12 protein-coding genes are annotated in these 13,429 nt (G+C 32.1%); 3 read left to right on the top strand and 9 right to left on the bottom strand.

Features of this window, described 5'->3' with window-relative positions; translation table 11 throughout:
- Nucleotides 1-98: 98 nt before the first annotated feature.
- From clpX to B3C18_RS10010, 6 genes are all read right to left on the bottom strand, one after another.
- Nucleotides 99-1,331 (bottom strand): ATP-dependent Clp protease ATP-binding subunit ClpX, encoded by a 1,233-nt coding sequence (gene clpX / locus B3C18_RS10035; RefSeq protein WP_073489066.1) that lies wholly within the window; start codon nucleotides 1,329-1,331, stop codon nucleotides 99-101.
- Nucleotides 1,332-1,501: 170 nt separating this feature from the next.
- On the bottom strand, nucleotides 1,502-2,176 hold the full coding sequence (clpP, locus tag B3C18_RS10030) for an ATP-dependent Clp endopeptidase proteolytic subunit ClpP (RefSeq protein WP_291146232.1): 675 nt from the start codon (nucleotides 2,174-2,176) through the stop codon (nucleotides 1,502-1,504).
- A 227-nt stretch (nucleotides 2,177-2,403) separates the two neighbouring features.
- Nucleotides 2,404-3,726, bottom strand: coding sequence for a trigger factor (locus B3C18_RS10025; protein WP_291146230.1), 1,323 nt, complete (start codon nucleotides 3,724-3,726; stop codon nucleotides 2,404-2,406).
- Nucleotides 3,727-3,842: 116 nt separating this feature from the next.
- The gene (locus B3C18_RS10020; protein WP_291146227.1) at nucleotides 3,843-4,187 is read right to left on the bottom strand and encodes a phage holin family protein; all 345 of its coding nucleotides are present in this window, start codon (nucleotides 4,185-4,187) and stop codon (nucleotides 3,843-3,845) included.
- Between the two features lie 90 nt (nucleotides 4,188-4,277).
- Entirely contained in the window at nucleotides 4,278-5,207 is a 930-nt protein-coding gene (locus B3C18_RS10015; protein WP_291146225.1) for a sterol desaturase family protein, read from the bottom strand.
- A gap of 146 nt (nucleotides 5,208-5,353) precedes the next feature.
- Nucleotides 5,354-6,118 carry an alpha/beta fold hydrolase gene (locus tag B3C18_RS10010; protein ID WP_291146223.1) on the bottom strand — a complete coding sequence of 255 codons (765 nt, stop codon included), beginning with the start codon at nucleotides 6,116-6,118 and terminating at the stop codon, nucleotides 5,354-5,356.
- 220 nt (nucleotides 6,119-6,338) lie between these two features.
- Between B3C18_RS10010 and B3C18_RS10005 the strand changes: the two genes are divergently transcribed.
- A complete protein-coding gene (locus tag B3C18_RS10005) occupies nucleotides 6,339-7,694 on the top strand; it encodes a hypothetical protein (protein WP_291146221.1) in 1,356 nt (451 codons plus the stop codon).
- Nucleotides 7,695-7,742: 48 nt separating this feature from the next.
- Here the strand turns inward: B3C18_RS10005 and B3C18_RS10000 are convergent, their stop codons facing one another.
- The 3 genes from B3C18_RS10000 to B3C18_RS09990 all read right to left on the bottom strand — a co-directional run bounded on the left by B3C18_RS10000 (nucleotide 7,743) and on the right by B3C18_RS09990 (nucleotide 11,665).
- Nucleotides 7,743-8,597 (bottom strand): DUF4249 domain-containing protein, encoded by an 855-nt coding sequence (locus B3C18_RS10000; protein ID WP_291146219.1) that lies wholly within the window; start codon nucleotides 8,595-8,597, stop codon nucleotides 7,743-7,745.
- Between the two features lie 2 nt (nucleotides 8,598-8,599).
- The gene (locus B3C18_RS09995; RefSeq protein WP_291146217.1) at nucleotides 8,600-10,873 is read right to left on the bottom strand and encodes a TonB-dependent receptor plug domain-containing protein; all 2,274 of its coding nucleotides are present in this window, start codon (nucleotides 10,871-10,873) and stop codon (nucleotides 8,600-8,602) included.
- Between the two features lie 78 nt (nucleotides 10,874-10,951).
- Nucleotides 10,952-11,665 carry a pyridoxine 5'-phosphate synthase gene (locus tag B3C18_RS09990; RefSeq protein ID WP_053471624.1) on the bottom strand — a complete coding sequence of 238 codons (714 nt, stop codon included), beginning with the start codon at nucleotides 11,663-11,665 and terminating at the stop codon, nucleotides 10,952-10,954.
- A gap of 116 nt (nucleotides 11,666-11,781) precedes the next feature.
- Between B3C18_RS09990 and B3C18_RS09985 the strand changes: the two genes are divergently transcribed.
- Together B3C18_RS09985 and B3C18_RS09980 are read left to right on the top strand one after the other, a co-directional pair.
- A complete protein-coding gene (locus tag B3C18_RS09985; protein ID WP_056204554.1) occupies nucleotides 11,782-12,441 on the top strand; it encodes a CBS domain-containing protein in 660 nt (219 codons plus the stop codon).
- A gap of 91 nt (nucleotides 12,442-12,532) precedes the next feature.
- Entirely contained in the window at nucleotides 12,533-13,417 is an 885-nt protein-coding gene (locus B3C18_RS09980) for an NAD kinase (RefSeq protein ID WP_291146213.1), read from the top strand.
- Nucleotides 13,418-13,429: the final 12 nt, after the last annotated feature.

Here is a 13,429-nt window from a genome sequence, read left to right as displayed (position 1 = left end):
TTACTTTAAAAGTATAAAAAAACCTGCTCAAATAAATGAACAGGTTTAAAAGTGAAACTTTGTCAAAGTTTTGAACTTTGACAAAGTTATTTGGAGGTTTAAGAAGCAATTTCCATTCGCTTCAATAAGTTTTTGCTTAAAGTATGTTCTGCATAATCCTTGTCGATTAATAAAACTTTATCGTCAGAACTTGGCAGTTCGTACATTGCATCTGTCAAGATTGCTTCACAAAGTGAACGTAATCCACGTGCTCCTAATTTGTATTCTAATGCTTTGTCTACAATAAAGTCTAAAGCTTCATCTGTAATTGTAAACTCAACTTCATCCATTAAGAATAATTTCTGATATTGTTTTACCAATGCATTTTTAGGCTGCGTCAAAATAGCACGAAGTGTTTCTTTATCTAAAGGATCCATGTGTGTTAATACCGGTAAACGACCAATGATCTCCGGAATCAAACCAAAATCTTTAATGTCTTTTGGAATAATATATTGAAGCAAGTTATTTTTATCGATATTATCTACATTTTTAGAAGTAGAATATCCAACAGCCTGACGGTTTAAACGTTTAGAAATAATACGTTCTACTCCATCAAAAGCTCCTCCTGCAATAAACAGGATGTTTTGTGTATTTACCTCAACAAATTTTTGGTCCGGGTGTTTACGTCCTCCTTTTGGCGGTACGTTTACAACTGTTCCTTCTAATAATTTTAATAAAGCCTGTTGTACACCTTCACCAGAAACGTCACGTGTTATGGATGGATTATCGCTCTTACGGGCAATTTTATCAATTTCATCAATAAATACGATTCCTCTTTCTGCTTTGGTTACATCATAATCGGCAGCTTGTAAAAGACGTGTTAAAATACTTTCAACATCCTCTCCTACATAACCAGCTTCTGTTAATACTGTTGCATCAACAATAGCCAAAGGAACGTCTAACATTTTTGCGATTGTTTTAGCAACCAATGTTTTTCCTGTTCCGGTTTGACCCACCATAATGATGTTACTTTTTTCAATCTCTACTTCATCGTCTAATTGCTGCTGCATTAAACGTTTGTAGTGATTGTAAACCGCAACCGACATTACTTTTTTTGTCTGGTCCTGACCAATAACGTATTGATCCAGGAAAGCTCTGATTTCTTTTGGTTTCTTTAAAATTAAATCGCCAACAAGTTTCGCGCTTCCACTTGATTTTAATTCTTCTAGAACAATTCCGTGTGCCTGTTCAATACACTTATCGCAAATATGTGCATTAATACCAGCAATTAATAAATTAGTTTCTGGCTTTTTTCTTCCACAAAACGAACATTCTAATACTACTTTTGCCATTCTTTATTTAAGTTACTAAGCTGCAAAGATACTAAGTTTCTAAGCTTTTTTTATCTAAAACTTTAAAACTTAACGCCTTTACAGCTTAATATTTGATTTTTATTTTGATTTTAAATTACAAAGAACACTTAGATTATCAGCGTCTTAGCAACTTAGAAGCTTAAAAAAAATTAGCTTCTTCTTAATACTTCATCAATCATTCCGTATTCTTTTGCTTCTTCAGCGATCATCCAGTAATCACGCTCACTGTCTTTGTGAACTCTTTCGAAAGTCTGTCCTGAATGCTGAGAAATAATGTTGTATAATTCATCTTTTAATTTCAACATTTCACGTAAGTTGATTTCCATGTCTGTTGCAACACCTTGTGCTCCTCCAGATGGCTGGTGAATCATTACTCGTGAATGTGGCAAAGCCGAACGTTTTCCTGCTGCTCCTGCACATAATAAAACTGCGCCCATAGAAGCTGCCATTCCTGTACAAATTGTAGCTACGTCTGGTTTAATAAATTGCATTGTGTCATAAATTCCCAATCCCGCGTAAACGCTTCCTCCTGGAGAATTTAAATAAATCTGGATATCTTTTGATGCATCAGCACTTTCTAAAAATAATAACTGAGCCTGAACGATATTAGCGATTTGGTCGTCGATACCAGTTCCTAAAAAGATAATTCTGTCCATCATTAATCTTGAAAAAACGTCTAATTGAGAAATGTTCAACTGACGTTCTTCAATAATATATGGAGTCATATTCGTTGGGTTCATCGCAGCTATGATTTTGTCATAGTACATAGCGTTTACTCCTTGGTGCTTTGTAGCAAATTTTTTGAATTCTTTACCGTAGTTCATATGTATCTGTTCTAAGTTTACTTTATTTAATATATTATTCTCCATCAAAGGTTGTACCTATTTCTAAAGAATGTCAATTTGTCTTCTTTTTGTTTTGTTTCATGTTTCAAGTTAATTTAGTTTCAAGTTCTGCGGCTAACATGAAACCTGAAACAAGATAAACCTGAAACAAAAAAAGAGCGTCGGCAGAAAACTGCCGACGCTCAAATATAATTATTTTTCAGAAATTATTCTCCGTAAGAAGCTGCAATAAATTCTTCGTAAGTAACTTCTTTAGTTGTTGGATTTGCTTTCTCTTTGAATAAATCTAACAATTTAGCTGCTACAACTTGCTCAGAAAGTCTTTTCACTTCTTCTTGGTTAGATAAAACTCTAGCCACGATTCCCTGAACTTCTTCATCAGTTGGGTTTGTTTGTCCAAATTGAGCCATTTGTTGTCTGATAGCACCTGTAGTAAACTCTTTCAAGTCTTCAAAAGTAATTTGAATGTTACTTTGAGCCATTGCTTTTCCTTCAATTAATTGAAAACGTAAACCTTTTTCAGATCTTGCGTATTCAACTTCAGCTTCTTCTGCAGAAAGTTTTTTCTCTCCAACAGTTTGTAACCATTTTTTAAGGAATTCAGAAGGTAAATCAAATTTTGTGTTTTCGATTAAGAAATCCTGAACGTCTAATAATAATTTTTGGTCAGCTTGCTGTGCGAATTGAGCTTCAGCATCTTCTTTAATTTTAGCTTTTAAGTCTTCTAAAGAAGCTACTTTTCCTTCACCAAAAAGTTTATCAAATAAATCTTGGTTTAATTCTGCTAATTCAGCACCGTTGATAGCCTCGATTGTAAAGTTTACTTCGATATCTAAACCGTGAACGTCATCATGAGATACTTTTAAGTAATCCATTAATTGGTGATCGTCTTCAAATAAACCTTTTGTACTTACTTTAACAACATCTCCAACTTTTTTACCGATGAATTTATCTCCAGCTTTTTTGTTGAATGTAGAAACAGAAATTGTAGTTGTATTGCTGATACCTTTTTCTTCGTTTGTAAAAGTTCCAGTTAAATCAGAGTCAGCATCTACTTTATCCTGAGGAATTGCTTTTCCAAATTGTTTTTGGATACGTTCTACTTGTCCGTCGATTAATTTATCATCAGCAGTAACGATATATTTTACGATATTGTTTTTAGCCTCTAAATCAATTTCGAAGTTTGGCACTAAACCAATTTCGTATTCAAAAGTTAATTCTTCTGCATCCCAGTCAAGGTTTTCGTTTTCTTTAGCAAGAGGAGTTCCTAAAAGGTTTAATCTTTCAGATTGAACAAAACGCTCTAAAGCCAAATCAACTACTTTTTTAATTTCTTCCTGCTTAATTGCTTTTCCGTATTGTTTTTCAACAAGATCTTTAGGAACTTGTCCTTTTCTAAAACCTTTTACGGTAGCCAATGGCATTTTTTCGTTTATTCTTTTTGCTACCTGACCTTTATAATCCATGTGAACAACTGTCAATACAATTGTTTCATTCACAGCGTCTGTTGCTACTCTTTTAATATCCATCTTCTTCTTTAATTTACATAATAAAATTGGGTTGCAAAATTATAAAATTTTTGCAACCCAACCAAGTTTTTAATCTATTGTATTTGAAGCAGTTTTAATGTGCTTTTAATTTTGATTTATTTATCGTCTCCTAATATTTTGTAAGTAATTGACTGAAGTATTGACAAAATAATACTGAAAAATAATGCTGTCCAAAATGATTCGACCTTAAAGCCTCCAACAATATAAGTACAAAATATAATAATTATGGCATTGATAACCAGTAAAAATAACCCCAGCGTAATAACTGTAACCGGCAGCGTTAGTACAACCAGAATTGGTTTTATAAAAAGATTTAATAATCCTAAAACCACTGCTACTATTACTGCTGTCCCAAAACTGGCAACATAAACTCCGGGTAAAAAATTTGCGATCAACAAGACTAAAGCTGCAGTGACAAGAAGTCTTAGTATTAATTTCATAACTTTTTCTTTTAAAATTTTAATAAAAGTAATGATTTTTTGTCTAACCATATATTTATTCAGAATGGTTTTCTGAATTGAAACTTCAGATTAGTTTAACATACTATTTTGCTTCAATTCATATTCTCTTTGATAATCTTTTACTGTTTTTCCTTGTCCGTTTGGTTTCCAGCCGGGAGCATAAAACATATACTTCAATCGGTTTTGCCAGCCGATGTTAGGCTGTTTTATATCTTTCCACATTTTTTTCCATTCGTAGAATAAAAGTTCAAAAGCACTATCTTCTTTTCGCTTTGGGTAAATTCCAAATTTTACGGGTATTTCTCGTTCTTCTTTCTGAAAAGTTCCAAATATTCTATCCCAAATTATTAATGCCATTCCCATGTTTTTGTCTAAGTATTTGATATTTCTGGCATGATGCACCCGATGATGTGATGGTGTCACTAAAACCCATTCTAAAATACCCATACTTTTTACACTTTGAGTATGTACCAAAGTTCCATAAACCTGAAACAATGCATAAGCCGCCATAATATGCCAAGGGTTAAAACCTAGAAAAGCCAAAGGAGAAAAATACAAATAACGATAAAGTGGCTGGAAAACAGGCGACCTGAATCCGGTAGAAATATTATAGTATTCTGAACTGTGATGCGTAATATGTACGGACCAAAAGAAACGGGATTTATGATCTACAACATGCAATACATAATATGCGAAATCCTGCAGTAAGAAAACAGCAGCCCAGTAATACCAAATGTGTATATTGCAAGAAAAAATACGGTGTTGAAAAAAGAAAAACATAACCCCAAAAGCAAATGATTTCATTATAAAATCTAATGCAAAATTAAGCACCGCAAATGTAACATTTACAAAAACGTCTTTTTTAGTATAAAGGTTCTTTTTACCAAAATGACTAAAGAGCATTTCGACAAAAATCAAAAGTGCAAAAAATGGAGAAGAATATAAATAAATTAACCCTAAACCACTTTCGTCAAATAAATTATAAAAATTGAAATCCATTAAATTATAAACATTAAAATTCAAAATGCAAATTTATGAATTTTAATGTTTATACGTAAGTTAATTCTTATTTTTTAACTTTATCTAACTATAATGTATCTTGTCAATTTACCTAATATTAATAAAAGTCTAAAACCTTATAACAATTACTCTTTCAAAAACTCGGTTGTCAGTTCAAAAAACATTTTAGGATTTTCGGCATGAAGCCAGTGTCCTGCGCCCGGAATAGTTTCTAGTTTAAAATTCGGAAACTGTTTTCTTATTTCATCTAAATCTGCATCTAAGATATATCCAGATTCTCCGCCTCTAATAAACAAGGTGGGATTATTAAAAACTAAATTTTCTGCCAAAGGTTTCCCAATAGCATCGAGGTTATTATTAAAAACTTCCAAATTAAAACGGAAAGCAAGTTGTCCCGGTTCTTTCCAATATAAATTTTTCAATAAAAACTGGCGTGTTCCAAAATCAGAAACATATTGAGCAACGATTGCTTCAACATCATTTCGGCTTGGTTTTACAGAAAAATCAACTGCATTTAAACCTGCTAAAATATCCTGATGGTGCTGTTTGTAAAATTTCGGACCAATATCTGCCACAATTAATTTATCTACAAGATCAGAATGTGTTGTTGCAAAAAGCATAGCCACTTTTCCACCCATTGAATGCCCCAGAATATCAATTCTTGTCAGATTATTTGCCTGGCAATATTCATATACATCCTGAACCATTGCTTCATAACTCCATTCGTCTGAATGAAAGCTTCGTCCGTGATTTCTTAAATCTAAAATATGAACCTGAAATCCGGCTTCGACATATTGTCCTGCCAGAGTTTTCCAATTATCAGACATTCCAAGAAATCCATGCATGATGATAAATGGTTTTCCTTCGCCTTCTATTTTTGAGTAAAGCATTAAATTTTTATTTTAAAATTCTTCTACAAATGTAAAAAACTTATCTATTAATCTGTAACAGAATGTGTTCTTCATGGTATTTTTTGCAAATAAATTAATAGAAAAAAGTTTACGTTTTTACGGTTTCCCGTAAGGATTAAATAAATCGAAAGTGTATATTCGCATTTTAAAAATCAAAACCAAAACATTGATTTAAATCCAATTAATTAATACCACCTTTATGATTAAAAAATTCCTTTTATTATCATTAGTTGCTTCGCAGCTTATGGTTTCATGTTCAAGCGACGAAAGCAATGATGAAGAAACTAAACCTGAAACAGAATTATCATTAGAAGAGCAAATTGCTGCAATTGTTAAACAGCCTTATTCTAAATTAACTCCTGGTGAGCAAAAATTAAAATTAGAAGCTGAAGCTAATCAAATGCTTACTGAACTAGACAAAACGAAAAGTTCTGGAGCTATTGAAGCATTAGAAAATTTATCAAGATTGTTAGGTGTTGATCAAATTGAGCTTTTTGATGGAAAAGATGATAATGGCATTGAAGACATTTTAACTGTTTCTGGTGTATATGGTGTTTATACATGGAATAATACCAACAAAAAGTGGGTAAAAACAGCTTCAACTACAGAGCTGAAATTTGTTTTCCCAGCTAAAGAATCTCAAACTGCAAACAATGCTGTTTTTACTTCTAAAAGTGTTTCATCTGACATAAAAGTAAAATTCGCCACTAATTATTATGACGGAGAAGAAATAACAGACCATTTCTTTCTTCCACTTTCTGCTGATGCAGTTTTAACAATTGACAATGCACAAGCGGCTGTATTTACACAAACTGCAAAATATGCAAACGGAAAAGAAATCCCTACTGATTTTGCATACAAAATGACTTTAAATGATGGTTACACTTGGGAAATGAGTGGTGTTAAAGCAGCACAAAATACCTCAAAAGCATCTCTTACTTACAACGGAAAAACTCTAATTAACTTTAATGCAGGAAGTAACGCTGAAATCGACAAATTACTTGCTAATGAAGAACTTACTCAATATAGAGGTAAAGCAAATGGTTTATTCCAATTAATGGATAATTTTCTTGTTGTTGCCGATATGGATTTAGTTACTGAAGCAGCAGATCAGGCAGCATTAGAAAAAAATGTAGTACACCCTGCTTATCCTGATTATCAAAACCCTAAAACTGATTTTAAAGCTTATTACGTAGCAAAAAATGTATATGAGAAAAAATACTCTGAAGGAAGTGCTGTCAATTTTAATAAAAATATAAAATTGGTTTTAGTTTCTAAAAAAGACGGAACTAAAATAGCGGATATTATACAACATTCTGCAGAGGATTACAGCTATTATGCTAACATACCTGTATGGACAGTTGACCAATGGAATCCTGACGGTCACTGGACTTATAACGAAGAGTTTAAAGTACAATACTATGGTGAAGCTTATTATTTAAAATTCAATGATAATACTGAAGTATCTATGAGTACTTACTTCTCTGAAGGATTTGACACATTCCAAACTAAATTTGAAGACTTTATTAGTGCTTTTAATAAAGAAGAAAAATAGTTTTAAAAAAATATAATTTAAAGCCGATTTGAAATATTCAAATCGGCTTTATTTTTTTGGAGATGTTCTGACTATGATGGTACTTTGTCCATATCCTGCCCAAATACCAATTCCACCTTTTATATTCGATTTTAAACTTGTGTTTGAGGGATAAATAGGATTTTTGCTGTTTACGATTTCGTTTTGCCAGCTGTTCCAGAAATCCAATGCTTCTTTGGTTTGAGTTCGTAGTTTTACATAAATAACATCTCCATCAGCAAAATAAGGGGTGAATTTTGTTTTAGGAAACAACAAAACCCCTCTGTTTATCTGAACAGAAACCGAAGAACTTTCGAAGTTTTTATCGTCTAAATTACCATAAAATGAAGGCACAAAAATAGGTTCTTCACCATCAATTTTTGTAGCGATTTGGTAATAGTTTTTTTCGGCTGACGGATCATCGAATTTTACAAAAATATAACCCGTTGTATCTATTGCATTCTTCTTTATATATTCTGCGCTTTTAAGCGGCACTGATTTTGGAATGGATGTTACAGCTTCGACAACACGATTTAGGTATTCAATTTTAATCGAATATTCTTTTCCTGCTTCTCCTTTTAATGTTGAACCGAAATATACAAATGGAGGAATTCTGTTTTTATCATTTTTTACCCTTAAAACTTCTGAATTCTGACCATCAGAAATTGTAATTTTTGCAGATCGAATTACATGATTTAAAACATTTGTAGAATCAATAACATCTGTAACCGGAATACTGCTCGACAGCAAAACATTGGCAAAATCACCTTCTTCAATCCAGCCTTCAACCACTATTTTTGATTCCAGGCTTTTTTGCTCACTAAAGTCATCTTTTGAACAACTTGTTAGTACTAAAACAAAAAGAAATAGTATATATTTTTTCATCTTTAAAATTTAAATCTCCAGCTAACAGAAGGAAGAATTCTATATAAAACCTTTTTTTCCTGTTTTACCACAACTTTGCTTTTATCTTCGTTTACTTCTACATCTAAAACAACATAAACCGGGTTTGATATATTGAATGCATTGTAAATAGAAAAGTTTAAAGCACTTTCTTTTTTAGCCGTTTTTATAAAATAATAATTGGCAGAAAGATCAGTTCTAATATAATCTGGCATTTGCGCATTATTATATCCTGAATATTCTTTAACAGGATTGTTGTTAATGAAGTACCATGAAGTTGGCATCGTGAATCGATTTCCGGAACCAAATATTTGAGTAACTCCAAAATTCCATTTTGAGTTTAAATCATACATTCCAACTACAGAAAGATTATGGCGTCTGTCATATTTCGCAAAATATGTTTTCCCATTATTCAATTCATCAAAATTTCGATCAGACCAACTTAATGTGTAGCTCAGCCAGCCCGTAAATTTTCCGTTGCTTTTTTTCAGCATCATTTCAAATCCGTACGCTTTTCCTTCTCCCACATACAAATCATTTTTCAACGTTGTAATTTCATTAAACTGCGTTATTCCATACGGATATTCAAGCAGATTTTTCATCGAACGATAAAATCCGCCAAATGAAGAAGAAAAATTTCTGGTAATATTTTGATTGGAACCAACAGCAAATTCATTAGACGATTGCGGTTTTATTCCATCAGAACTCGCAATCCAAAAATCAGTTGGAATTCCTACGCTTGAAGTTGTTATCAAACTCAAATATTGATATTGTCGATTATATGAAGCATAAAATGAATATTTTTCATTCGCATAATAATTCAACACAGCGCGGGGTTGAAAATGTAAATAAGAGTCTGACCCAGAAGTATAATAATTAATTCGAAGTCCTAAATCGGCCGTTACGTTTTCAAATAACTTAGGTTTTGCGTTTACAAAAATCGCTGCTTCATTGGCATTAATTATTCTTTGGGAATAATTATCAAGTGTTGTCAGGTTTTCTACGTTCACTTTTTGAGGCTGCAAATTGTGATAAACATATTGCAATCCTGACTCAAATGGAACATTATGAATTGAAAATCGTACGGCATTTGTAAACCCAAAATCTTTTACAAAAGAAGAAACTCCAAATTGAATTGTCGCCTGTTCCATACTTAAATCATTAGAATAATGACTAAAATAAACGGAATTAGACATGCTTACTTTTGAAGAAAATGTTGTGGTTAAAGATGGGGAAACTGTAAAATTGCTCCATTTTAAATTCGTGTGCAGTGCCAGATTCTCATCTTTTATTTTCAATTCATCTCCGCTAAAAAAAGCGTCTAATGAAAATAGGTTCTTTTTAGAAATTTGAGATACAAAAGTAAAATTCGCATCAGAGAAACCATATTTCATATCCTGAACATCATTGCTATCTGAACCAGATTTTAATATTGGGCCTACAACTTCATCTATATAAGTTTTTCTTCCAGAGATATAAAATCCTGTTTTATCATTTAAAGGAACTGCCAATGTTACTTGCGATGCCAAAATTCCGGCATTTCCCTGAATAGAAAATTCTGACGGTAATTTTTTATTAGTATTTAAAACTGTTGTCGAACTCAATCGTCCGCCATATTTTGCATTCGAACTTGATTTGTCAAATTCTACATCCTTAATATGATCTGCGTTGTAAAAAGGAAAAATCCCAAGTAAATGAGACATTCCATAAATGGGTGCTTCGTTATATAAAATGGCATTATGTCCGGGATCACCACCGCGAACATATAAATAACCATTTGCATCTCCAGAATTTTGTACTCCCGGTGTCAGCTGCAAAAGTTTTATAATATCTGTAGTTCCTAAAAGTGTTGGAACAGCGTTTAATTCTTTTAAATTAAAAGAAAGTTTGCCGCCAGATAAAGTTTTGATTCCGCTTTTTTTATCATTTGAAATAATTACTTCTTTTAAAAGCGAAATATCTTTTTCTAAAACAATAGAAAATGTGGTGTCTTTTTGAAGATTGCAATAAATAGTTTTTGGCGTAAAATCTTGATGGCTAATTTTTATAACCAAATTTCCTGAAGGAATATTTTCTGAAAAATTACCTAAAGTATCTGTAATAGTCTGCAGCTGTTTTTTGTTTATCTCAAAAGAGATATTTGCACCAATTAAGTTTTGGTTTTCGGATGATTTTACATTTCCTGATATCCTAACATTTGACTGTGCAAAAAGGTTGGAAAAGGATAATAGTAAAAAAAGAATAATAGATTTCGACACTTAATTTTAATAAGAAAAGTGCGAAAATAAACAATTATAACCCAATTACATCAGGTTATAATTGTTTTAATTTTAATCTTACTTCAATTTATTCAAATACATATTCACAACATTATCTAAACCAAGATAAAGTGCTTCTGAAATTAAAGCGTGACCAATAGAAACCTCTAATAATCCCGGAATATTTTGTTTAAAAAACTGAATATTATCTAAACTCAAATCGTGTCCCGCATTAATTCCCAAACCTAATTCGTTTGCTAATTCTGCAGCTTTTACATACGGATCGATTCCGTTTTTGTTTCCCAAATCATATTGATGCGCAAAAGCTTCAGTATACAATTCGATTCTGTCCGTTCCTGTTTTTTTAGCTCCTTCGATAATTTCTAAAACCGGATCAACAAAAATGGATGTTCTGATTCCGTTTCTTTGAAATTCCTGAATAACTTCGGTTAAATAATCTTGATTTTTAATGGTATCCCAACCTGCAGAAGATGTAATAGCACCAATTGCATCTGGAACTAAAGTAACCTGATCTGGTTTGCATTCTAAAACTAAATCAATAAAATTATGCTGCGGATTTCCTTCAATATTATATTCGGTAGTAACAATTGCTTTTAAATCGCGCGCATCCTGATAGCGAATATGGCGCTCATCCGGACGAGGATGTATGGTAATTCCCTGCCCTCCAAAACGCTGAATATCGACAGCAACTTTTAATAAATCAGGTACATTTCCGCCTCTTGCATTTCGCAGCGTTGCAATTTTATTGATATTAACACTTAACTTTGTCATATAAATAGATAATTAATTCAAGTAACACTATATTTGTTACGACAAAAATACAAAGTAAAACGCAGCAGTTTTTGGTATTTTTTGATTATTTTGCATCAAATATCTTCGATTGATTTATGACAGAAATTACAAACTATATCACAAATGATTTCAGAGCGATTGATAGTCAGGAAACGATAGCCTCGATTCAGGACTTTTTTATCGATGTAAATTTTTCTCATTTCCCGATTTTAGAAGATGGGATTTTCATTGGAAGTATTTCTTCTGATGATGTTGAAACGTTTGATACCGATAAAAAAGCTATTGACTACAAATATACTTTAGAACGTTTTTTTGCCAGAAAATCAATGATCTGGCTGGATGTTCTGGAAGTCTTCGCAAAAAATCACACTAATATTATTCCAATTCTTGATGAGAATAATAGTTACATAGGCTATTATGAAATGGAAGATATTATGAAGTTTTTTCAGGAAACGCCATTTTTAAAGGAACAAGGAGGAATTATTATTGTTCAAAAAGGACTGCTGGATTATTCGATGAGCGAAGTAACGCAAATTGTAGAAAGCAATAATGGTAAAATTTTAGGCTGTTTTGTTTCTGAAGCTGATATCGAAAATGTTCAAATTACTATCAAAATAGGTTTGGGAGCCATGAATGAAATTATTCAGACGTATAGAAGATATGGTTATGAAATTATTTCAGAGCATCAGGAAGATACCTATATTAATAGCTTAAAAGAACGCTCTGATTATTTAGACAAGTATCTTAATATTTAAATTAGAAAATTGATCAATGAGAAAATTAGAAAATGTTCTCAACTAATAAATTATCAAATTAACACATTTCCTCATTATCTAATTAAGAAGAATGAAAATAGCCATTTACGGACAATATTATCAAAACAGTACCGAACCTATTATAAAAGACATTTTCTCGTTTTTCAATTCCAATAATGTAGAAATGGTAATTGAAGAAAATTTTCTGGATATGCTTTACGATAAGCAGCTTGTAAAAAAGGAATATCAAACTTTTTCTCCAAGTACTACTTTAGATAATAGTTTTGAAATGCTTATTAGTATTGGAGGAGATGGAACAATTTTGAGAGCTGCGGCTTTTGTTCGTAATTCAGGTATTCCTTTATTAGGTATAAATGCAGGAAGATTAGGATTTCTTGCCAAAGTTCAAAAAGAAAATATTGACAGTTTATTGCAATTTGTCATCGATCAAAACTATACAACTTCTGAAAGAACTTTACTGGGTATATCCTGCGAACCTAAAAATGATGCATTCGCAGAACTTAATTTTGCTATGAACGAGGTTACAGTGAGCAGAAAAGATACCACTTCGATGATTACTGTTGATACTTATTTAAACAATGAATATTTAAATTCTTACTGGGCAGATGGTTTGATCATTTCTACTCCAACAGGATCTACAGGATATTCATTAAGCTGCGGAGGACCTATTTTAACTCCAGATGTAAAAAGTTTAGTAATTACGCCAATTGCTCCCCATAATTTAACCGCCAGACCACTTGTTATACCAGACGATACTGAAATTACTTTGCGCGTAACAGGAAGAGAAGACCAATATTTGGTTTCCTTAGATTCCAGAATTTCTTCGGTAAAAAACGAATCGGTTCTTAAGATTAAAAAAACAGATTATAAAATAAAAATGGTTGAAATACCGGGCGAAACTTTCTTAAAAACCTTAAGAAACAAACTGCTCTGGGGAGAAGACAAGAGAAATTAAACTCTTTTCTCC

The organism is Flavobacterium sp. UBA7680 (assembly GCF_002482975.1).
In the GTDB taxonomy this organism is placed as follows: Bacteria; Bacteroidota; Bacteroidia; order Flavobacteriales; family Flavobacteriaceae; genus Flavobacterium.
This window is presented reverse-complemented; position numbering and strand designations above follow the sequence as displayed.